General features: G+C 44.1%; 21 protein-coding genes. 13 read left to right on the top strand and 8 right to left on the bottom strand.

The window, feature by feature from the left end:
- Nucleotides 1–2 precede the first annotated feature (2 nt).
- The 7 genes from ffh to B4K26_RS10535 all read left to right on the top strand — a co-directional run bounded on the left by ffh (nt 3) and on the right by B4K26_RS10535 (nt 6,422).
- A complete protein-coding gene (ffh, locus tag B4K26_RS10565) occupies nt 3–1,544 on the top strand; it encodes a signal recognition particle protein (protein ID WP_296245416.1) in 1,542 nt (513 codons plus the stop codon).
- A 216-nt stretch (nt 1,545–1,760) separates the two neighbouring features.
- The gene (gene tsaB / locus B4K26_RS10560) at nt 1,761–2,444 is read left to right on the top strand and encodes a tRNA (adenosine(37)-N6)-threonylcarbamoyltransferase complex dimerization subunit type 1 TsaB (RefSeq protein WP_296245418.1); all 684 of its coding nucleotides are present in this window, start codon (nt 1,761–1,763) and stop codon (nt 2,442–2,444) included.
- 111 nt (nt 2,445–2,555) lie between these two features.
- Nucleotides 2,556–3,398, top strand: coding sequence for an undecaprenyl-diphosphate phosphatase (locus B4K26_RS10555; protein WP_296245415.1), 843 nt, complete (start codon nt 2,556–2,558; stop codon nt 3,396–3,398).
- A gap of 82 nt (nt 3,399–3,480) precedes the next feature.
- A complete protein-coding gene (locus tag B4K26_RS10550; RefSeq protein WP_296245414.1) occupies nt 3,481–4,386 on the top strand; it encodes a class I SAM-dependent methyltransferase in 906 nt (301 codons plus the stop codon).
- 133 nt (nt 4,387–4,519) lie between these two features.
- On the top strand, nt 4,520–4,768 hold the full coding sequence (locus tag B4K26_RS10545) for a hypothetical protein (RefSeq protein WP_296245413.1): 249 nt from the start codon (nt 4,520–4,522) through the stop codon (nt 4,766–4,768).
- An 84-nt stretch (nt 4,769–4,852) separates the two neighbouring features.
- Entirely contained in the window at nt 4,853–5,770 is a 918-nt protein-coding gene (ubiA, locus tag B4K26_RS10540) for a 4-hydroxybenzoate octaprenyltransferase (protein WP_296245412.1), read from the top strand.
- Nucleotides 5,763–6,422: a DUF4112 domain-containing protein gene (locus B4K26_RS10535; RefSeq protein WP_296245411.1), complete on the top strand. Its 660-nt coding sequence runs from the start codon at nt 5,763–5,765 to the stop codon at nt 6,420–6,422. The genes ubiA and B4K26_RS10535 overlap by 8 nt, the downstream gene beginning before the upstream one ends.
- A 107-nt stretch (nt 6,423–6,529) precedes the next feature.
- Here the strand turns inward: B4K26_RS10535 and B4K26_RS10530 are convergent, their stop codons facing one another.
- The 5 genes from B4K26_RS10530 to ispZ all read right to left on the bottom strand — a co-directional run bounded on the left by B4K26_RS10530 (nt 6,530) and on the right by ispZ (nt 11,000).
- Entirely contained in the window at nt 6,530–7,150 is a 621-nt protein-coding gene (locus B4K26_RS10530; protein WP_296245410.1) for a hypothetical protein, read from the bottom strand.
- A 169-nt stretch (nt 7,151–7,319) separates the two neighbouring features.
- Nucleotides 7,320–9,416, bottom strand: a complete 2,097-nt coding sequence (mnmD, locus tag B4K26_RS10525; protein WP_296245409.1) for a tRNA (5-methylaminomethyl-2-thiouridine)(34)-methyltransferase MnmD — start codon at nt 9,414–9,416, stop codon at nt 7,320–7,322.
- 26 nt (nt 9,417–9,442) lie between these two features.
- Nucleotides 9,443–9,982, bottom strand: a complete 540-nt coding sequence (locus B4K26_RS10520; RefSeq protein ID WP_296245408.1) for a hypothetical protein — start codon at nt 9,980–9,982, stop codon at nt 9,443–9,445.
- Nucleotides 9,979–10,320 (bottom strand): YciI family protein, encoded by a 342-nt coding sequence (locus tag B4K26_RS10515; protein ID WP_296245407.1) that lies wholly within the window; start codon nt 10,318–10,320, stop codon nt 9,979–9,981. The genes B4K26_RS10520 and B4K26_RS10515 overlap by 4 nt, the downstream gene beginning before the upstream one ends.
- A 128-nt stretch (nt 10,321–10,448) precedes the next feature.
- Complete coding sequence (gene ispZ, locus B4K26_RS10510) at nt 10,449–11,000, bottom strand: septation protein IspZ (RefSeq protein WP_296245405.1); 552 nt, start codon at nt 10,998–11,000, stop codon at nt 10,449–10,451.
- Nucleotides 11,001–11,191: 191 nt separating this feature from the next.
- Here ispZ and B4K26_RS10505 point away from each other — a divergent pair, with 191 nt between their 5' ends.
- Both B4K26_RS10505 and B4K26_RS10500 read left to right on the top strand, forming a co-directional pair.
- Nucleotides 11,192–12,073: a PHP domain-containing protein gene (locus B4K26_RS10505; protein WP_296245404.1), complete on the top strand. Its 882-nt coding sequence runs from the start codon at nt 11,192–11,194 to the stop codon at nt 12,071–12,073.
- 201 nt (nt 12,074–12,274) lie between these two features.
- The gene (locus B4K26_RS10500) at nt 12,275–13,822 is read left to right on the top strand and encodes a GGDEF domain-containing protein (protein WP_296245400.1); all 1,548 of its coding nucleotides are present in this window, start codon (nt 12,275–12,277) and stop codon (nt 13,820–13,822) included.
- 3 nt (nt 13,823–13,825) lie between these two features.
- Here B4K26_RS10500 and truD read toward each other — a convergent pair whose 3' ends face one another.
- Entirely contained in the window at nt 13,826–15,034 is a 1,209-nt protein-coding gene (gene truD / locus B4K26_RS10495) for a tRNA pseudouridine(13) synthase TruD (RefSeq protein WP_296245399.1), read from the bottom strand.
- 366 nt (nt 15,035–15,400) lie between these two features.
- Here truD and B4K26_RS10490 point away from each other — a divergent pair, with 366 nt between their 5' ends.
- Both B4K26_RS10490 and B4K26_RS10485 read left to right on the top strand, forming a co-directional pair.
- The gene (locus B4K26_RS10490; RefSeq protein WP_296245398.1) at nt 15,401–17,008 is read left to right on the top strand and encodes an FAD-dependent oxidoreductase; all 1,608 of its coding nucleotides are present in this window, start codon (nt 15,401–15,403) and stop codon (nt 17,006–17,008) included.
- A 240-nt stretch (nt 17,009–17,248) separates the two neighbouring features.
- Nucleotides 17,249–17,905, top strand: coding sequence for a GNAT family N-acetyltransferase (locus B4K26_RS10485; protein ID WP_296245397.1), 657 nt, complete (start codon nt 17,249–17,251; stop codon nt 17,903–17,905).
- 22 nt (nt 17,906–17,927) lie between these two features.
- On the opposite strand, the gene B4K26_RS10480 is transcribed toward B4K26_RS10485, so the two are convergent.
- Nucleotides 17,928–18,125, bottom strand: a complete 198-nt coding sequence (locus B4K26_RS10480; RefSeq protein WP_296245396.1) for a hypothetical protein — start codon at nt 18,123–18,125, stop codon at nt 17,928–17,930.
- Between the two features lie 122 nt (nt 18,126–18,247).
- On the opposite strand from B4K26_RS10480, the gene B4K26_RS10475 reads away from it, so the two are divergent.
- Nucleotides 18,248–18,616: a hypothetical protein gene (locus B4K26_RS10475; protein ID WP_296245394.1), complete on the top strand. Its 369-nt coding sequence runs from the start codon at nt 18,248–18,250 to the stop codon at nt 18,614–18,616.
- A 121-nt stretch (nt 18,617–18,737) separates the two neighbouring features.
- On the opposite strand, the gene gorA is transcribed toward B4K26_RS10475, so the two are convergent.
- Entirely contained in the window at nt 18,738–20,093 is a 1,356-nt protein-coding gene (gene gorA / locus B4K26_RS10470) for a glutathione-disulfide reductase (protein ID WP_296245393.1), read from the bottom strand.
- A 158-nt stretch (nt 20,094–20,251) separates the two neighbouring features.
- On the opposite strand from gorA, the gene B4K26_RS10465 reads away from it, so the two are divergent.
- A complete protein-coding gene (locus B4K26_RS10465; protein ID WP_296245391.1) occupies nt 20,252–20,533 on the top strand; it encodes a DUF503 domain-containing protein in 282 nt (93 codons plus the stop codon).
- The last annotated feature ends 131 nt before the right edge of the window (nt 20,534–20,664 follow it).

The raw sequence follows: 20,664 nt of genomic DNA, 5'->3' as shown, positions 1-20,664 counted from the left end.
TTATGTTTGATACCTTAACCGAACGCTTATCATCGAGCCTGCGCAATATCGCCGGCACTGGGCAGTTAACCGAAGATAATATCAAAGACACGCTGCGTGAAGTGCGCATGGCGCTGTTAGAAGCTGACGTCGCGCTACCAGTGACCCGTGATTTTGTCAAACGTGTCAAAGAGCAAGCGCTTGGTGCTGAAGTGCTCAAAGAGTTGGCGCCAGGCCAAGCCTTTGTCAAAATCGTCCATGACGAGCTGACCGAAATGATGGGCAGTGCCAATCAGCAGCTTGAGATGACGGGTAAACCGCCGGTTGTTTATCTGCTAGCTGGTTTGCAAGGGGCGGGTAAAACCACCACCGCTGGTAAATTGGCAAAGTTTTTACAAGAGCGTCATAAGAAAAAGGTGATGCTGGTTTCTGCCGACGTCTACCGTCCGGCGGCAATTGCTCAGCTTGAGCAAGTAGCTGGTCAAGTAAATGCTAAATTCGTCGATTCAACAGTCGATGAAAACCCAATCGACATCGCCAAACGCGCTATTGAAGAGGCGAAGATTCAATATCAAGATATCTTGATTATTGATACCGCCGGTCGTCTGGCGATTGATGAAACCATGATGGCTGAAATTAAAGCATTGACTGCTGCGGTCAATCCTTCTGAAACCTTGTTTGTCGTTGATGCAATGACTGGTCAGGATGCGGCCAATACCGCCAAAGCCTTTAACGATGCGCTGCCGTTAACGGGTGTTATCCTAACTAAGACCGATGGCGATGCCCGTGGCGGTGCGGCATTATCGGTGCGTGCCATTACTGGTAAGCCGATCAAATTTTTAGGTCGCGGTGAAAAACTCGATGCGTTAGAGCTGTTCCATCCTGAGCGTATCGCCCAACGTATTCTTGGTATGGGTGACGTCCTAAGCTTGGTCGAGGAAGTCGAGCAAAAAATCGACCGTGATAAAGCTGAAAAAATGGCGAAAAAGATGCAAAAGGGCGGCGACTTCGACCTTGAGGATTTATTGACCCAGTTTCAGCAAATGAAAAGCATGGGCGGCATGGCAGGATTCTTAGATAAAATGCCAGGAATGGGCGGCTCTGATATGCAAAAAGCCGTTCAAGACGCTAAGCCTGAAGAAAAAGTACGCGAGATGGAAGCCTTGATTAATTCAATGACGCCGTTTGAGCGTAAGAATCCAGATAAGATTAATCCAAGCCGCAAGCGCCGTATTGCCGCAGGTTCAGGTCGTGAGATTCAAGACGTTAATCGTTTGCTAAAGCAGCATAAACAAATGGCAAAAATGATGAAAATGATTTCTAAGCCTGAAGGCATCAGTAAAATGATGAAATCAATGCAAGGTTTGATGGGCGGTAGCGGTGCTGGTGGTGGCGGTCCACTATTTGGCGGCGGTCAGCAAGGCGGTGCCAAAGATGTGAATCCAGCGCAGATGGCAAAGCAGATGGGACTTGACCCAAATAATATGCCGAGCACTGAAGAGATGCAAAAGCAGATGCAAGAGTTGCAAAATCAAGCACCAAAGAAATTTAAGACACGCTTTTAATTAATAATAGTTTGGATTAGCATCGGCTTTACTTCTTTATAAAACCCCAAGGTAAGATGGCTTTGGGGTTTTTTATGTCCGTTATGTTTGCATAAATATGGTTAGATGAACGATGAAAATTTAGAAATTGATAAAACTCTTCTATCCTAAATGCTATGATAGGCGCTGATTGATGAGAGCACGTTTTGTTGTACAAGTGAATAAGCCGAGGTGATGATGTTTTTAGCAATGGATACCGTATTTGATCAATGTTCAGTCGCGATTTTAGATGCCAGTGGTCAGGTGCTATCGAGTCATACTGAAAAAGGCAAACGTGAGCAAACTCAGCAAATTCTACCGATGATTGATGCCGCATTATCTGAAGCTAAGCTCGATTTGGCTGATATAACAGCATTAATCTTTAACCGTGGTCCCGGTGCTTTTAGCGGTATACGAATCAATACGGCAGTGGTGCAAGCCTTATCTGTCGCCCACAATATTCCTTGTGTGGGTGTTTCTAGCTTACAAGCCATTGCCCAGTGTGCGTATCAAAAGTATGGTTTGAGTCAAGTTTATAGCGCGCTTGATGCGCGAATGCAGCAAGTATATTTTGGGCAATATGCTCTAATAGACAAGATTATGCAGCCCGTTGCTCAAGACAATAGCGAAGGCACCGAGCAGTTACTCGATTATGACAGTCAGACAGCGACTAACCTTCCTATTGTTGGCAATGGGGCGCCGCTATTAAAAGCACATGACGAACAAGTCTGCCATGAAGTTATTTGGCCAGATGCGATAGGGATTGGACAATTGGGTATCGCCCAATTCGTACAGACTGGCGGTACCGATGCTGCTAATGCCTTGCCAAAATACTTGCGCAATCAAGCATGGAAAACGCTAAAAGAGCAAGGTAAGGCATAGTTCTTACGAGATAGCTCGCAAGCACGTACTTTGTTCTACAACATATAAACGATTATAAAAGTAACAACAATATAGAACAGCGGCTAGCGCTGTTTTTTTAGGGAAGCAACTGTGGATATACTGTTATTCATCCAAGCGGTCATCATGGGTATCGTTGAGGGTATTACTGAATTTTTACCCATCTCTAGTACTGGATATTTGATTTTATCAGCGGACTTGATGGGCTTTTGGACCAAAGAAAAGGTCGATTTGTTTGTGGTGGTAGTCCAGCTTGGTGCTATCTTAGCGGTCATTTATGATTATTGGGGCAGGCTGTGGCAAGCGCTCATGGGGCTACTGACCGGTAAAGCGGAAGGTATGAGCAATCCAAGGCAGCTTGGTTTAAGCTTAATTGTGGCGACCATTCCAGTAATGATTGTAGGTTTTACCTTTGCTGACGAGATTAAGGCATATTTATTTAATCCTATCGTTGTGGCAATCATGCTTATCATTGGTGGTTTGCTGATATTTTATGTCGAAAATCGTCCAAAGCCCATTATTGCCAAAGAAGCAGAAGATGTGAGTCTAAAAACCGCATTGATAATTGGCGTGTTTCAATGCTTGGCTTTAATACCAGGCACTTCGCGCTCAGGGGCAACGATTATTGGGGCGTTATGGCTGGGTGTATCACGTAAAGCTTCTGCTGAATTTTCCTTCTTTTTAGGCATTCCAGTTATTATTGGTGCGGCACTTCTAGATTTAATAAAGCATCATGACGTATTGACCAGTACTGAGGATTGGACGGTACTGGCGATCGGAACAGTGATCTCGTTCATCGTCGCTTTACTTTGTATTCGCCTATTGGTCGCTTGGGTCAGCCGGCGTGATTTCAAAATCTTTGCATGGCTACGTATCATCACGGGCGTGTTGGTATTGATAGCGGCTTGGGGATTTGGTTATCAGATGGCGGGCTAGGTTCTAACAATGTTAGGTTATCATTTTTAAATGTCTTAACTCAAGAATCTTGAACTATAAAATATTAAAAGGGAGGGCAGTCATGAGCAGTTTGCAACGAGTATCGAGCGCTTTTATGCACTGCCAACTTTTTTATGTGAATGATACACAGTACGCGCAGGTTGAAAGCCTGCAAGCGCTAATAGCTGAACACCGATTGCCTATTAGTTTAAATGCTGAGCTATTGACCGAAAAGCTTAATCAAAAACGTCGCCAGCAATTAAGCGAAATCTCTATTCAGCCTATTTTAATATTAGACGAAAAAAACAAGCTATCATGGCTGAGTGACGGGTTAAGCGTGGCGCCAGAATGGGATAAGCTGCAACGCCGAGTGGTGAGTGCGGGGCGTAAGTCTGAGCTGTTATTGCAAGCCGCTAAAATTACATCGGATAGTCATGTTATTGATGCGACTGCAGGTTTTGGGCACGACAGTTTGATACTAGCCAGTACGGGCGCGCAAGTCACTATGCTAGAGCAGCAGCCGTTGATGGCACTACTTTTGCTAATAGAGCAGCAACGTATGAATGCGTTACCAAATTGGCAAAAGCTAATGTCACGATTACAGATTATTAATACCGATGCGCTAAGTTATTTTGAAAGTTTTGATTTTGCAGATTCTAATAATAAATTGACTGCTGATAATCATCACGGAGTCGATGTGATATATCTGGATCCTATGTTTCCAGAGGACAGTTACCAAGATAGGAAGACGGGCAAGGGCGCAAAAGTCGGTAAGCATATGCAAGCATTGCATCAGCTGGCTAGCCCACCAACGCCAGCAGAAGAGGTGCAATTACTGCAGTCTGCGCAAGCCGTCGTCAGTCGAAACGGTCAGAAGCAAGGCCGCATTATTGTTAAACGACCCCAATTTGCGCCGTTTCTTGCTGATCAATCACCAAACGAAAGCTGGCATAATGAGGCAGTGCGTTTTGACGGTTACTTTGTTTGATCCCTAGGTTAAATAGGTGCTTTTAATAGCTCTTTTCTATGGTTATGAATGACCTCGGTTAATCAGGTTACGTATTTAGAATGCCAAGATTTAAAAGTGGTGGATTTAATAGTAATGGATTCAGGAGAAAAGGATGTCAACGATTATAATTTGGGTCATTGGTGCAGCTTTACTATTGATGAATATTGCCCTGCGAACACAAATTTTACAGCTCAAAGCCCACCTAAAAGCGCTTAGGAATCCAAAAGAACAACTGGACTACTTACGTCAGCAAGCGAAGCTTAGTCAAAATAATAAGATGGCATCCATTAAGGCATTACGTAAGCAATATCCTGAGTTGTCGCTTATTGAAGCAAGTAACTTATGGCAACAAATCCAATAGCTGGCCAATCCTTTCGCTTCTATTGCTCAACCTAGCAGCCTGCCAACAAATATATAAAATTTCTATAGATGATAAAAAAACGCCATGACATTTAATGACAAACTACACGCCTATCTACAACTGACGCGCTTTGATAAACCCGTGGGCATAGAGCTGCTGCTGTGGCCAACATTATGGGGGGTGCTGTTGGCTGCAATGGGGCAGGCGCAGCAAAAAGGAGTCAGCGCCGGTCTGCCCAGCTTTAAAGTATTTATTATTTTTGCGCTTGGTGCGATACTGATGCGCGCGGCGGGCTGTGCGATTAATGACTTTGCTGATCGCAAGGTCGATGGTCATGTGAGCCGTACTAAAGGTCGACCGCTTGCAGATGGGCGTTTATCTGCTAAAGAAGCCATTGCTGCTTTTTTAGTATTGGTATTGCTTAGTGCCAGTTTGCTGTTACTTTTACCGATAGCAGTATTTTACTGGTCGCTTGGTGCTGTGGTACTGGCGTTTATTTACCCATTTATGAAGCGATTTACCCATTTACCGCAAGTATTTTTAGCGGCGGCGTTTGGTTGGGCGATACCGATGGCTTATGTGGCTATTCAAGGTGCCCCTGATATGTGGAGTTGGTTATTGTTTATCGCTTATATGTGCTGGACGGTGGCTTATGATACTCAGTACGCGATGGCGGATCGTGAGGATGATTTAAAAATCGGGGTCAAATCAACAGCAATATTATTTGGCCGCTATGAGGTGATTATCATCTCGCTGCTGCAAACCGTATTTTTACTCATTATGGGGGCGGTGATGTGGCATTATTTTGCGCCAACCAGTTTAGGCATCATTCCTGTCTTTGGCCTAGCGTTGGTGGCGATGATGTTTGCCAAGCAAAACAGTGCCTGTACCAGTCGTCAGGCAATGGCGTGTTTTCAGGCATTTTTGGCCAATATATGGGTAGGGCGTTATGTCTTTGCGCTCGTTGCAATCGCTTGTCTATGGACAGCTTTTAATGGATAAATTGTCAAAATTAAAGGTGAAGAAAGCCGCCGATATTAATGCGCCTGTTATCGACTATCAAGCAAAGCTGGCTGAGCATGGGCTAACGCGCGAGCAAGTCATCGAAACGGAACGTAAACTGGCCAAGTTTGCTAATACCATGGATTCGCTTGTACGAATACCTTTTACCAAACAAGGTATGGGTGCGGATGCGGCGCTTTCGACCATTCCGCTGGCAGGTGATTTGGCAGGATTGGCATTGACCAGCTATGCGTTTATCTTAGGTCGTCAACTGGGTGTGCCTGCGCGTAAAATGACCCCAGCGGTTAGACTGGCATTGATTGACATGGTCGTTGGTATCGTTCCTGGAATTGGTACGGTGCTCGATATTTTTATTCGTCCCAGTCGTAAGACATTGAGTATCGTGCACGAGCATTTACATGATGAATATGGCATCACCGAAACCATTCATATGGACCGGCCATTTTTGCATCAATCATTAGAAGACAAACAACGGGAAAGCCGCTTTTGGCGCAACCGAATTGTTGCTTGGTTATATTTACACATTCCTGATTTATTGGGATTGATTGTTCTGGTAGTTATTGGTTGGGGTCTGTGGGCAGTGATGAGCTGGCTAGTGAGCCTGTTTGGTAAGACCACTGGCTTTGGCTAGAAGTGAACAAAAATGAAAAAGGCGGCAAATATTGATAATATTTGCCGCCTTTTTTTGCTGAACTTCTTACTTCTGAAAAATTTCAAGCTAGGTTTTGATTCGTAACACTATTCGGTGATAACTTCTGCATCTACGCTGATGGCGTCGAAGTTCGTCATCTTATTGTTTTGAATCAGATCTATGCTGCTACCACCGCCATGACTGACCAGCTGAATACTGCCATCGCTTGAGCGATAAGTAGGGTTGTTGCCCTGACCTTCTGGCGCGCTCAAGGTCATTTTAGGCCTGTTAGGCAAGGTCACGATAGCGTTGAGCACGCCTTCTTCTGAGGTTTCAAAGATAACAAATAGTGTTTCGCCGGTGGCGCTACGATAATTAACATCAGTGATTTGCGCGCCTTTGATGGCTTGTTCTGGATTAGGCGCTATCGCAGCATTGTTTGCTGACTTGTCCATTGCGCTAATATCATTTTCTGGTTCAGTTAAGCTTGTGTTTCGTTCTGAATTGTCTATAGGCTGAGCAGGATTTGCCTCTTCTTCAGCATTAAGTGTATTAATATCAGAAGTCACTGGTGTTGTTTGGGACGACGTTTTGGCAGTTGTTTCGTCGACTGTCTCAGGTTCTGGCGTCTTTTGGCAAGCAGTTAGCAACGAGAGACTTAATAAAGCGAGAGACATTGCTTTCAAGGAAGGTTGCGATTTTACTAAGGTGAAAATATCGGTTTTCATAATAGACAGCCATCCATTTATAATTATTATTAAAGTATGTTAACTTTTAAGGTTAGTCTAGCATGGTTCTTTAAGTCGACTTCTATACTGTTATAAATACATACCTTGGCTTTTATATTCCTTGTATAAGCTAGCATCCGTATAAATATTGATAAACGTCAGCATAAGGTTAAATTGTAGCCTTTTGCGCTTTATGCAACCGCGACCGATTGGGTGATAGCCGCGCTAACATAACGGCAGATAAAGGTGCAAAGCTACCTAGCATCATATCTGCTAATGCCTCAGCACATATGGGTGCTAGCGCATAACCTTTTGCTCCCATGGCAGAGAGCGTCCAAATGTGACGACTTTGTGTAAGTCGGCCAACCAACGGATGATAATCAATGGTCTGGGTACGGACACCTGCGCGCGCTTGCCATGTGCTGGTATCATCTGACAAGACATGGCTTAATTCAGGAATATCCTCAAGCAGTTTTTCATAATTTTGCTGATTTTCTTCTTCACGGATATCAGTGCTAGCGTCAGCATCTACAAAGCTGGCGCCAAGTAAAAACTGCTGCTGACCTTCGTTAATCATATTTACTTCAGCATCACCGCTTTGTCCGATAAAGGGCGCGCAATAACCGCTATATTTGAGCGGTAATTTAGGCAGACCCGCTATTTGCTCAGCAGTGGGGGTAAACCAAGATAACTGCCCGCGAATGGTTCGGCATTTAACGATACGGTTGTCTAATTGATGGCTCTCATAGGCAGCACAAATCACTACATTGTCAGCGCAGATAGTAATAGAGCTTCGATCGTTATCACTGCTTATTTCTTTTTCACCCGTTACCGTAATCTTATCGGCAGTTTCTTTAATATCGGTAACGCAAAGCTGTTGATAATTGATATTTGAATGTTTAAGGATAATGGTCTTTAGTGCTTGAGGATTGATCAAACCCGATTGTGGTAAATATAAATTGTCTGCTAAGTCTTTAGCTTTTAAGCCGCTTAGCTGACACGCTTCTTCGGTCTTAATCGTAGTTGCCATCTCATTAGGATAATCGGCAATCTGTTCGGTGCCAATATTGGTTTTTATCAGCAAGTCTAACGCGCCTGTTTGCTCAAGTATCAACGGTGTTTGTTGAATCACTGCTTGCTGATTAAAATAACAATACAGTCTGCCGCTGTATAGGTAGCCAATAGAATGTAGGTGCTCGTAGACGTGATGAATGGGCGTCATGTTGGGCGCGAGGAGGGCGCGCGGATTGCCAGAGGCGCCAGCAATTGGCGCGACCTTATCTACTATAGTCACTGTAACACCACGATTGGCCAGCGTCCAAGCGGTGAGCAGTCCAGCAACCCCCGCGCCAATCACCACTGTATGGCTAGGAAGGTTTAGCGAAACAGAGATATCATTATCCAGCTCTAAAGAATCAGCGTTGTCAGCCATAACTGCTGTCAACATCTCGCGTTTTCGGCCAAATCCTTTCACCTTTTTAATGCTAAAACCATGCGCTTGTAAGCCACGTTTAACGATACCGGCACAGCTATAAGTAGCAGCAGTCGTACCAGTTCGTGATAAGCGCTGCATCTGGGTAAATATCGACTCCGCCCACAAAGTTTCATTACAAGAAGGCGCGAAACCATCTAAAAACCAAGCATCAATATAAGGACGCTTGATAGTCGCTTCAGTATCTACGGTAGTTAAGTTATCAAAAGTAGCGAGACTTGCCAAACTATCGCTCGCATCGCCTAACCAAATATCAAGGATGATATTATCATCGATAAAATGTAGTCGATGACAGCCAGCAATCAGCGGTGGGTAATTGGCTAAAAGCTCGTTAATCAATTCGGCAAGCTCTGGCGCGCGGTGTGCCCATAAACTGAGTATTTGCGTTAAGTCAGTAAGTGGAATTGGGTATTTTTCAGTAGTAATAAAGTGCAAGCGCGTGTTTGCCAAATTCGGCTGCTGAGCACGAAGCTCACGCCAAAGCTGCCATGTCGCCAAAAAATTCAATCCCGTTCCAAAGCCCAATTCAGCAATCGTAAAAAATTGCTTGTCAGCAAGATTTGCTAGCCGCTCTGCCAGTTGGTTATGAGATAAAAATACATGGCGCGACTCTGCTAAACCATCAGCGTGTGAGAAATAGACATCGCCAAACTCCCCTGATACTGGCACATGATTTCCAGCATCATCGGTTTGCCAGTCGATTTTAGCGGGGGTAATCACGTCTGGCGGTGCAGGTTTTTTAGGGGATTTGGTGGTTTTATGAAGAGTAGTCATAGAACATCACATTTATAAAAAGTTTGCTACCAGCGGTCACGGCGAACAAATACTAGCCACGAAATAAAAATCCCAACCAGCAAGCTCACTAAAACCGTAAATGCACCATATAAAAACAACTGGCCTTTGCTTTCATATACCAAAACGTTTACTTGCGTTTGTAGGTCATTGACTTGGCGCTGAAGCTGAGCATTACGGCTCAGTAATTCTTGATTGGCCTCAGACAATGCCTTAGCTGATGGTTGTAGCTGCGCTGCTAGAGTACTGCTAATATCCGTCGCAGGCTTAGCATTTGTAGCAGAAGCCGGTACAGTAGTTACCGCATTGATTGAAGCAGTATTTAGCGGCGCTAGTTGAGTAACATTATTAGACGCTAACGCAGTATTAGCTGTTTCTGCCGCTGGGTTAGCATTGTTAACGGTTGGCGCCGCTTGTACCGATAGGCTAACCATTAATATCAAGCTAGTAATGCCAAAATTTGATATATGGTCAAAAATGCGCCCAGTGGGACGGATGGTAGCATGATTAGATACCTGATGATTTAATGAAGATAACCGCTCAATCACGATGCTGTTACCTTGTCTGATGGCTTATCTGCGGCACTATCATGAGGTAGAGGCAATGTTTGAACGAACGGCTTGATATCTACGTGACTATAGACACCATCACGCAAATAAGGCTCGGCGCTTGCCCACGCTTGTGCAGCATCGAGGGAGTCGAAGTCAGCAATAATCAAGCTTCCTGACATCTCACTTTTACCGTGTTCAATAGGCGTTGGACCAGCGATAACAAGTCGCTGCTCGTGTTGTAATACTTGCAGGCGGGCAACGTGTTCGGCACGCGTCACTTGGCGTTGTGCGCTGCTACCGGCAACATCGTGACCGATAATGGCAAATAAGGACATGAGACTTCCTCAAGTAAATAGTAAAAATAAAACGCTATAAACCATAATAAAAAACGATGATGATATGTCTCATCATACTTTCAAATCGTATATTATAATTACACTAGGTTTTATTATTAGATAAGCTTTTATTTAGTCGTTTTATCGGTTAACGCTGGGTTAAGGTAGTTTTTTAACAGCGCAAATTGAGCAACCACGAATACCAACATAATTGGAATCCAGCCATAGGTTTTAAAGTTAATCCATGCCTCATCAGACATGGTAAATGCCGTGATATAATGTAAAACGCCCATAAAGGCAAAAAATAATGCCCAAGCGACGGTCAGTTTTTTCCAGCCACTGAGCGTGAGAGAGAAAACTTCTTTCATCGCCAGTTGCATGAGTGGCTTATTAATTACCGCGCTGACCAATAGCGTTACCGCGAAGATGCCGTTGATAATGGGCGATTTCCAACGCAGGTAAATGTCGTCACGCAATAGCAGCGTCCCACCGCAAAAAACGATGGTTAATAATAAGACGACCCACTGTTGTTTATCAAATTTGCCTTTTTGACGCACAAAGTGGATGGCATAAATGATAATAGTGGCCACGAGCAATGCGCCTGCTGCCGCTAAAATGCCACTGTAACGCGCGGCAATAAAAAAAGCGATTAACGGAATGAAGTCTAATAAGGCTTTCATAGCAAATATGATGTCCAACAAAAAACGTATGGGGTAGTTTACACGTCTACTGCCGCAAAAAAAAGTAATCAACACGATAATCGTCCGATATGCCATGGCTGCGCCGTATTTAACTTACTTTACTGATAATATAGTTAATATCGACAGCATATTTAAATGAATATTCTATTCAACATCTCAAGGTCAGCTTTATGAAAATCGATTTACATTGCCACAGCACTTGCTCTGATGGTACTTATGCGCCCGCAGACGTGGTACAGCGCGCCAACAATGCTGGTATTAATGTATTGGCGCTAACCGATCATGATACTTTAATGGGTATTGATGAAGCGCGATTAGCAGCTAAAGCTTGCAATATACAATTAATCAATGGGGTTGAGATTAGCTGCGAACATACGCTTAGCGGTGGCTACGGTAAAAACAAATCTACCAATAAAATCATCCATGTGTTGGGACTGGATTTTACCGATTTTGATAAAATGCACGCCACTTTGCAGCAATTGCAAGACAGTCGTGCCATGCGCGGTCAACGTATCACTGAGAAACTCAGCGAGTTACTAGATATTGATTATGACGAGCTTTGGCAAGCGGTATGTGACAAAGCTGGCGGCAATCCACAAGCGGTGGGGCGTGCGCATATTGGGCAAGTATTATTTGAGCGCGGCGAGGTAAAAACTGTCCAAAAAGCGTTTGATAAATATTTGGCGGATAATAAACCTGCCTACGTGGCAATCGAAGCATTAACGATGCAGCATGGTATCGAGCTGATTCATGCTTGCGGCGGCAAGGCGGTACTCGCCCATCCAACGCGCTACCAACTTTCGGCAACTCGTGTACGTAAACTGATTGAAGAGTTTGCGCAGCTTGGCGGTGACGCTTGTGAATTGCCGTCGAATAGTGAGCCGATTAGTACCCGAAGAATGGTCGATCGCAGTATCGCTGAACATCAGCTTGCCGCATCGATAGGCAGTGACTTTCATGGAAGTAATATGCCGTGGCGACGCTTGGGCGATGTGCCGCACCTCAACCCTGAACAGCAAGGAGTTTGGCAGTCGTTTGCGGCATTGGCTTAGTCCAAAATGGGTTATTCTCAAGATTAATAGATAAGCTAAAATAAAGCTTTAGATATTGACGGGCAAATCAATTAAAACCGATTGATAATTAAAGGAAAAATTGCCACACTAAATACGTCAGTTTAGGTCTAATATAAGTCATGCTCTTTATTTTCATGTTTGGTTTGGCTCAATAACTTTCACTATCTGCGGTAGCCCATTATGGCTGTATCGATATCTCATCTAGGCTATAGAAAGCTCTCGCGAGTGATTTTCGAGTGGCAAGCTGCTGATAGGGCATCGCTGCTGGCGTTGTTTGTGTTAATAGAAGTCACATCACATTGGCTTTGGTGTTTGTTTGTTTGGTGGTACCAAGATAAGTATGGTTCCTATGTAGACATGGGTTTGCTCTATTCTTTATGGATTGGGATAACGCTGATGGCGCTGTTCTTTTTTTGGATGGTCAGCCGTGCGTCTCCAATCAAAAAAGATACGGATGCCTTGTATAAATGGCAAGCGATAATGGTCACGCTTTATAGCCTTTATATTGCCATGGTGATTTTAGTGATGGGCCATAGCAGTCTGGTTGCTGGGGTTTCACTGGTTGGCGGCGCGATGCTAGGGATGATGCTCATAAGACGGCGCTATGTTTGGAAAGCCTTTTTGGGTCACATTGCCTTGATTTTTTTGGTCACCTTGATTCCTTATTTTGGCTTTACGATACCCAATTTGCGCCAAATGACGATTACTTCTTTTCCGTTAGATACTTATAGCTATCTTACCTTTAGCGAGACGACGGCAATCGAAAATGCCATTTCTGCCTCTATTTTTCAAAACGGGACGCTTAGTTGGGATACTTTTAATCAACTGCGTTTCTCCTCGGCGTTTTTTTGGCGTACCACTCATATTTATATGGCGCTACCAAAAGCGATTTTTATCATCTATATGTTTCGCACGCTGCTATTGATATTGGATAACAGTAAAGCTGAAATCATGCAATATGCCAATCAAGACGAGTTGACCCAGCTAAAAAGCCGCCGCTACGGATTGACGCAAATGCAGCAGGCGTTGTTCACGATGGGAAATAAGCAGGATTTTAGCGTGATTTTATTGGATCTAGATTGGTTTAAAAACATCAATGACAACTATGGTCATGACGTTGGTGACCAAGTATTATTTGAGGTTGCCCAAACGTTATTAAAATCTTTACCAGAAGACGCTATCGTTAGTCGTTATGGCGGCGAAGAGTTTTTAATCGTGCTGCCAAATACCCCGCATGGATGTGCGATGGCCATTGCTAGGCAGCTACGAAAAGATATTGCGCAAAAAGTCATCAAAAACGATAACCAGTCGGATTTCTATATCACCGCCAGTTTAGGGGTTTATACCTTAACGTTTGAAGAGCGTACACGTATTCAAAGCGAATATAAGGCATTAGCGTTAGAAGAAGAGACAAAGCAGCAAGCAGAAACTCAGCAAGCTTATACGCAGAAATGCCGCGCGAAAAAAAGTAGTACGCATAAAATAGCCACGCAGCAAACCGATTCAGAAAAAACTCGCGCGCAAAACAGAGTCTCCCATAGAAGAAAACGCGCCGCTACAGAAGTCTCAAAGGCTCAGTTGCCAAGTGATATTTGTCAGCGTTTAATCTGTATTGCCGACAAAGCCTTATATGAGGCAAAAGACCGAGGCCGCAATAAAGTGGTTAGCGCCAATGACATGCTAGCCGCAGAAAAAGACAAGATAGCCGTCCTTTATGCGACTAGCTAAACATTAACTAGCGGCTGACGATGAGTGTAAATTTTGCACTAAGCTTGCCAACAAGCTAGTCGCAAAGCTACCGGTCGTTAAAGTAAAGCTAAGTACCAATGTCAGCTCATCATCTGTATCCTGCCACTCCCAAGATAGTGCTTCAATGGGTAAGCGCAAGGCGCGTCGTTGTGCTTTTACCTCGCGCTGCTCTAATCCTGCTGCCAACTGACTTAACAGTGGGTTCTTTTGCACGATATCATCTTCGATAGTGGCCGCCGTGCCGCTGACTTTATCATTATCCACGCCCCATAACACCGCCGTTGGATGAATATCACCGCTGGCAACTCGCGCCTTTAAAGTATCATCTATTTCTTCACTGGCAAATATTGATCCAGAGCCATCTAAGTTAAATACTTCACCGTTAAGCCCCGTATTCCAACTGCCATCTTGTACCCGCGCTGCCAATATTTCATTAAATATCAAACTACGGGCGGCGGATAATTCCATGCTGTTTTGCTCGCGCGGGGCGCGATTACGTTTTTTAGACTGTGGCCGAGTGGCTGGTAATGGACGCGCAAATAATGCCAACGCTTCTCTAATATTATTACCATTCCAGCCAAAACGCTGCGGACCAAAATAATTGGGCACACCAGTTTTGCTGATGTTGACTAGATGCTGCTCGACACTTTGTTTCGCCGCTAATAATTGCTCAGGCATTGGTGCTGCCATATCAAAATCAGCAAACTGAATCTCTCGCAAGGTAATGATAAATTGATTGGCACGATGGGTGCTGCGATTGAGTTTTTTATTATGCCAATGCTGCGCAAGGATAGTGACCGACTCATTTTCTCCAATATCTACTGGCGCAAATTCAGATTCCGGTAAGTGCTTTTTTGGTAGGCGAAGACTAAACCACTGCGTCGTCAGCGCGTGACGATCTTTTAGCCCTGAATAACCGACATCACGAAGCGGAATGTTCGCCCATTCTGATAATATTTTAGCCAAATATGCGGTATTCATGCCCTTTTTTTGGATTTGAAGCCATAAATGCTCACCTTCGCCAGTAAAGTCGAGCGGCAATATCTCATTGACCACAAAATCTGTCGCATGAGCTTTATACGTTGCTTGCTGAATGGTCGGCAAAGTCGGCTGCGGCAGTTTGGTCGTGTCAGCCGCTAAGACGATATCAGCAGAGGTAAATGGCGAAAAGTCGTTATTATGGTCAGTCATAAAGAGATCGTCTATAAAATGGGGAGCGTATTATAAAGGTAGGTGATATCAAAAGTTACGATTCGCAACGCGGCAGACATACAAAAAAACATCGCAAGCGCGGTGACCTTGATACTATCAATAAGTGCTCAATAAGTGCTTATCTGAACTTTAACGTTGTACTTAAAATTAATAACCGTTTAATTACTTTAACGTTTTTAATAATGTTAAAGTCAAAATCATGACAGTATTTATGTCACATCGTTCCTATTATACTTTTTATATTTTTACACAGATGGTAAAAATACTGCGCTGATACTCATAAAAACTATATTTTAACACTCATAACCATTGATAAGGTAGCAATCGCCACCGTTAAGGACAACTATGACCAGCTCAACTATAAAAACCGTCACGATTGATAAAGCCGATATCCCTAATGGCGGCATGAAATCATTCAAGCAAGACGATGACAGCATTATTTTAGTCACCCGCGATGATGATATGTTCTACGTTTTCGATGGAAAATGCCCTCATGCTGGGGCAGATTTGGGTGATGGCGTGCGCTGCGGAAACCGTGTGGTTTGTCCTTGGCATCATGGAACGTTTGACAGCACGGACGGCACATTGTTAGAGCCGGTTGCCGCGGACAGCTTGACTCAGTATGAGTTTACTGACAACGGTGACAGCTTGAGCATCAATACCAGCAAAACTATAGATCACAGTACCATCAATGACAAACTTGGCGACACGCATACCGTGATTGTAGGCGGCGGCGCGGCTGGATTTATGACCGCGCACCGCCTTCGTAAGCTCGGCTACGGCGGCAAAATCACCATCATTAGCGAAGATGACAAAGCTCCTTATGATAGAACATTGTTGTCCAAAGCCTTTATGTCAGGTGATGCAGATGAGGAAAAACTCATGCTCGGCGGCAGTGACTGGGCGGAAAATCACAATATAAACTTGCAATTAAAAACCACCGTCAGCGAGGTGATGCCCAATGAAAACGCCTTGATCGTCAAAAAAGATTCGGGCGATAATGAGACCATCCGACCGGATTTTTTAGTCGTGGCAACGGGTGCCGAACCAATTATTCCACCGATTGAGGGCGCTCAGCAAAACGGTGTCTATACCCTTCGTAGTATGGATGATGCCAAAGCGATCAAAGCGGCAAGCGTGGATAAGCGTGTGGTCATCGTTGGCACCGGATTTATTGGAATGGAGGTCGCCTCAGCGCTTGCAAAAGCAGGTCGTGTTGCTAGTATTACCGTGATAGGTCGAGAGTCTCGCGTCATGAGTCATATCATCTCAGAGTCGGTCAGCGATGCGCTCATTAATCGCCACCAAGACCGAGGCGTTACCTTTGTTCTTAATGCTTCAGTCGATCAAATTAACGGTGATGACAAGGGTGTCAGCGGCGTGACCCTTGCGAGTGGCGATCGCATAGACGCCGATATGATTATTCTCGGTACAGGCGTGTCACCGCGAACGGAGATTATTGACGTCGATAATGATCCTGATGGCGTTCAAGTCGACTCAAGATTACAGCTTCGAAACGGGGTATATGCCCTTGGTGATATTGCAAAAGCTGAAGGCAAAATGGGACGACTGCGCGTTGAGCATTGGCGCGTAGCATCGCAGCATGGTCTCGTTGCCGCAGGAACCATATTAGATGATGACGATACTTACTCACTAAAAGAACGCATTCCATTTTTTTGGACGATGCAATGTGACAAAAGCATGCGCTATAGCGGTCATGCCGCCACGACCGACCATAGTATCTTGCAAGGCGATCTACAGCAGTTTAACTATATCGAGTTTTATTTTGATGATGAGGACGAGGATACGCGAGCCAGTGCCGCCAGTGGGGTTGGTCACGATAAAGAAATGGCTGCCTTTGGCGAGCTACTGCGCCGAGGTCACGCGCCAACGCGAGCGCAAATCAACGCCGGATTTGATATTATTGACCAAGCCCACGCCTTATCACGCTAGTAGTCAAAACTGATACGTATTATTATAAAGGCTGGCCTATTTATTTGGGTCAGTCTTTTATACGATAGGCAGTTCAAAATAAAAACGATACGTTAATCATCGTGTGCTACTGGTATAAATTTTCCTTGCTTGCTGCTAAACAGAAGCTGCGAAAAATTCATCCCAGTAGCACTTTATCAATCACTGTATCGGTTCTAAAGTGAATCGACTATATATAGACGGAAAAGGAAAACCAGTGTTATGAATAAAGACGTCATAAATAAAAATCATATAGATAAGGCACACGAAAATAGAGAAACCGTATTTTTACGCCAAGCGAAAGCAGAAGATATTGACGCACTAGAGCAATTACTAAATCGCTGTTATCGGCAAGCGGAAGGCTGGACCAATGAGGCGGATTTAATCGGCGGTATTCGTACCACCAAAGACGAGCTATTGGCTGTCATTGCTGACCCAAAACACTACGTTTTTATTTATCCAAAAACCACGACAGGTACTCGTGATTGCGAAGAAACAGGCGAGTTGTTAGGCTGTATCGCGGTCGATATAAAAGACGATGCTGATGCAAATGAGAACGTTGGCAATAAAAAAGCCTATATCGGTATGTTTGCCGTACTCCCTGAGCTGCAAGGGCGTGGCGTTGGTCATCAGATCTTACAGGCAGCAGAAACCTTTGCGCAGCGGCATTTACAATCAAATTCGCAAACACCTGATAACAATTTTGCGCTTCTGACCATGTCCATTTTAAGCCATCGTCCTGAGCTATTGGCTTACTACCAGCGCCGCGGTTATCAGTTAAATGGCAATAGCATGCCGTTTCCCGTTGATGGCAACAATGGCGAGCCAAAACGTCAAGATTTGGAATTATTAGAATTAGAGAAAGTCGTAAACGATTAAAGGTATTTGTCTCAGATTTTAATTAAGATCGAAAATTTCCAAAGGTCATAAATAGCCCAATACTTAGTAGTATAAATGCCACGATAATTAAACGCTTAAACCAATTAAAAGCAGGTAAGCGCGTGGCATTATCATTGGACATCAAATAAGCAAACAAGCCAATTAGGCTTGCAACCAAGGTCATGATGCCAAGACCAATCGGTAATATAGAAAAATACATTTGCCACACAAGCATCTCGCAACGGTGATTATTAAGCGCATCATAGCAGTATCGCGATTATACTGTCTGAATTATCCGCCTCTTAAGTTTTAAAAACGCTATAAACGTAACAGGAGGTCAGTGTGAGACATTTTAAGACATTGGTATCCATTGCCGTATTTATACCGTTTTTGCTCACGTATTCTAAAGCGCCTTCTGAAAGTACGGTTGAAAGTTTGATTGAAGCGCAATATGAGCAAGGTATTAAAATCATGAAGGATGCCAAGGCAAACGCGGGCAATGATAAAATGGCACAAGATATAAGCAGCTTGATGGAGCACATGATGCCAATACTTGAGCGCGTCGAGAATATCGACTGTGACCGCGTCAAGGGTAATCATACTTATTCCTGTACGGCTGATATTACCCAGACAATCGCGGGTAACAGCCGCCCCAATAAGACTGGCTTTAAAGTTTATCAAGTCAAGGGAGAATGGGTTCTAAGTAATTAGAGACTTTGCTAGGCGCTGACCAATGGAAATTTATATTAAACATATCCTAATGACCAATAATAAAAAGGCTACCTCGCTAAAGGTAGCCTTTTTACTAATTTAGCCCAGTCTTTGTATAAAACTAGCGCATCGTGACAAACTCTTCCGCCCCCGTTGGGTGAATAGCAACGGTATTATCAAAATCCGCCTTCGTCGCGCCCATTTTTATCGCCACTGCAAAGCCCTGAATCATCTCATCGACGCCGTAGCCAATACCATGTAAGCCAATCACTTTTTCTTCTTCACCTAAGCACACCAGTTTCATCACGCACTTTTGACGGTGCTGCGTGACCGCACTATACATAGAAGTAAAGGTCGATTTATAGCACTTGATATTTTCTTTGCCATGCTGCTCAACGGCGTCGATTTCAGACAGGCCAATCGTTCCGATAGCGGGGTGGGTAAAGATAACCGTCGGGATTAAATCATACACCAAGTGCTCATCGGTTTTGTCATTAAATAAGCGCTCTGATAAACGGCGACCTGCTGCGATAGCCACTGGCGTTAAATCAATGCTGCCTTCAATAATATCGCCAACGGCATAAATACCTTCAACATTGGTATTTTGGAATTTATCGACCTTGATTTTGCCAAACTCGGTCGTTTCTACGCCGGTCACTTCTAGGTTAATATTGTCCGTAGAAGGCGCGCGACCAATTGCCCAAATTAAGCAATCGACCGTATCGAGGGTGCCATCTTTGGTAAATAATTCTAAACAGTCGTCTTCGTTTTTATTGACTTCGGTGAGCGTGGTGTTGGTATGCACGTGAATACCATCTTGCTCCATTTCTATCAGCAAGGTTTCAACGATAGTGTGGTCAAATGAGCGCAGCGGCGAATGCTGACGAACATATAAGTGCACCTCAGCACCAAGGCTGTTGAGCACGCCAGCGATTTCAACAGCAATATATCCTGCCCCGACGATAGCCACGCGTTTTGGTAGATGCGTCAATTTAAAGAAACCATCAGAATCGATACCGTATTCAGCGCCTTTAATATTAGGGAAAATCGGGTGACCACCCGTCGCAATCAAAATATGGTCGGCGGTAATCAGCTCGCCGTTGACCTCTACGGTATTGGTATCGACAAATTTAGCAAAGCCTTTTATCACTTCAACGCCATTTTTTGCCAAATTATTGTCATAAGAGCGATGGATGTTTTCGATATACTGCTGACGGCTTTGAATGAGCTTCTGAAAATCAAAACCTTTTAACTCAACGTCAAAACCATAATCTGGCGCATATTTTTCGATGGCTTCGGCCACTTGTGCGCCATACCACATCACCTTTTTAGGTACGCAGCCCCAGTTTACACAGGTGCCACCAAGTTGTTCGGCTTCGATAATTGCGCATTTTTTGCCATAGCTGGCTGCTCGGTTAATCGAGGCAATACCGCCGCTACCGCCGCCAATGGAAATATAATCATAATGTTTGGTCATTGTTATGTCTCTTAATGTCGTTTTTATTCGGGCTATCTTAAAACTGATGCTAGAAACTTGTAATAATAGATATGAAGATAAATTTTACCAGTTTTTACCCTGCACAAAGTGTGCTTGATGATACCATGAAGCGTGACTGGTTTTAATAAGGAAAACTCATGCATATCGTTATCTTAACCCTGACTTTCGCGCTACCGGGCTGTAGCTCGCTCAAAGAAAAACGCCAACGGATGGGCGGCCTGCATGCACGCTTTGGCAATACGCCAAGCGTCGCGGTCTGTGAGAGCGGCGAGCGTGATCGGCATGACGCCAGTGAATGGACGTTTGTAATAGTCGGGCTATCTAAACGTGAGGTTGAATCGCAATGCAGCCAAATCGAGGAAAAGATAGAACGGGCGGTGGATGCTCGGGTGATGAATGTTGAGAGGGAGTTTGTTTAGGATTATTAGTTAACATTTGCTTGATAATTTATTAAGTATGATAAATTTTAGCTGACCTGCATGCTATAATTTTGATATCTAAATTGAAGAAAATGAACATAATAGACCGCTTGCAAAAGTCATAACCCAAG

Origin of the sequence: Psychrobacter sp. UBA6766 (assembly GCF_002453355.1) — a bacterium.
Taxonomy (GTDB): domain Bacteria; phylum Pseudomonadota; class Gammaproteobacteria; order Pseudomonadales; family Moraxellaceae; genus Psychrobacter.
This window is presented reverse-complemented; position numbering and strand designations above follow the sequence as displayed.

Excerpts from the sequence above, each read along its gene's own strand:
- ubiA (WP_296245412.1), top strand. The coding sequence starts at position 4,853 with ATGACATTTAATGACAAACTACACGCCTATCTACAACTGACGCGCTTT.
- B4K26_RS10500 (WP_296245400.1), top strand. The coding sequence starts at position 12,275 with ATGGCTGTATCGATATCTCATCTAGGCTATAGAAAGCTCTCGCGAGTG.
- B4K26_RS10530 (WP_296245410.1), bottom strand. The coding sequence starts at position 7,150 with ATGAAAACCGATATTTTCACCTTAGTAAAATCGCAACCTTCCTTGAAA.
- B4K26_RS10465 (WP_296245391.1), top strand. The coding sequence starts at position 20,252 with ATGCATATCGTTATCTTAACCCTGACTTTCGCGCTACCGGGCTGTAGC.
- ffh (WP_296245416.1), top strand. The coding sequence starts at position 3 with ATGTTTGATACCTTAACCGAACGCTTATCATCGAGCCTGCGCAATATC.
- ispZ (WP_296245405.1), bottom strand. The coding sequence starts at position 11,000 with ATGAAAGCCTTATTAGACTTCATTCCGTTAATCGCTTTTTTTATTGCC.
- B4K26_RS10545 (WP_296245413.1), top strand. The coding sequence starts at position 4,520 with ATGTCAACGATTATAATTTGGGTCATTGGTGCAGCTTTACTATTGATG.
- B4K26_RS10490 (WP_296245398.1), top strand. The coding sequence starts at position 15,401 with ATGACCAGCTCAACTATAAAAACCGTCACGATTGATAAAGCCGATATC.
- mnmD (WP_296245409.1), bottom strand. The coding sequence starts at position 9,416 with ATGACTACTCTTCATAAAACCACCAAATCCCCTAAAAAACCTGCACCG.
- gorA (WP_296245393.1), bottom strand. The coding sequence starts at position 20,093 with ATGACCAAACATTATGATTATATTTCCATTGGCGGCGGTAGCGGCGGT.
- B4K26_RS10515 (WP_296245407.1), bottom strand. The coding sequence starts at position 10,320 with ATGTCCTTATTTGCCATTATCGGTCACGATGTTGCCGGTAGCAGCGCA.
- B4K26_RS10485 (WP_296245397.1), top strand. The coding sequence starts at position 17,249 with ATGAATAAAGACGTCATAAATAAAAATCATATAGATAAGGCACACGAA.
- B4K26_RS10550 (WP_296245414.1), top strand. The coding sequence starts at position 3,481 with ATGAGCAGTTTGCAACGAGTATCGAGCGCTTTTATGCACTGCCAACTT.
- B4K26_RS10480 (WP_296245396.1), bottom strand. The coding sequence starts at position 18,125 with ATGTATTTTTCTATATTACCGATTGGTCTTGGCATCATGACCTTGGTT.
- tsaB (WP_296245418.1), top strand. The coding sequence starts at position 1,761 with ATGTTTTTAGCAATGGATACCGTATTTGATCAATGTTCAGTCGCGATT.
- truD (WP_296245399.1), bottom strand. The coding sequence starts at position 15,034 with ATGACTGACCATAATAACGACTTTTCGCCATTTACCTCTGCTGATATC.
- B4K26_RS10505 (WP_296245404.1), top strand. The coding sequence starts at position 11,192 with ATGAAAATCGATTTACATTGCCACAGCACTTGCTCTGATGGTACTTAT.
- B4K26_RS10535 (WP_296245411.1), top strand. The coding sequence starts at position 5,763 with ATGGATAAATTGTCAAAATTAAAGGTGAAGAAAGCCGCCGATATTAAT.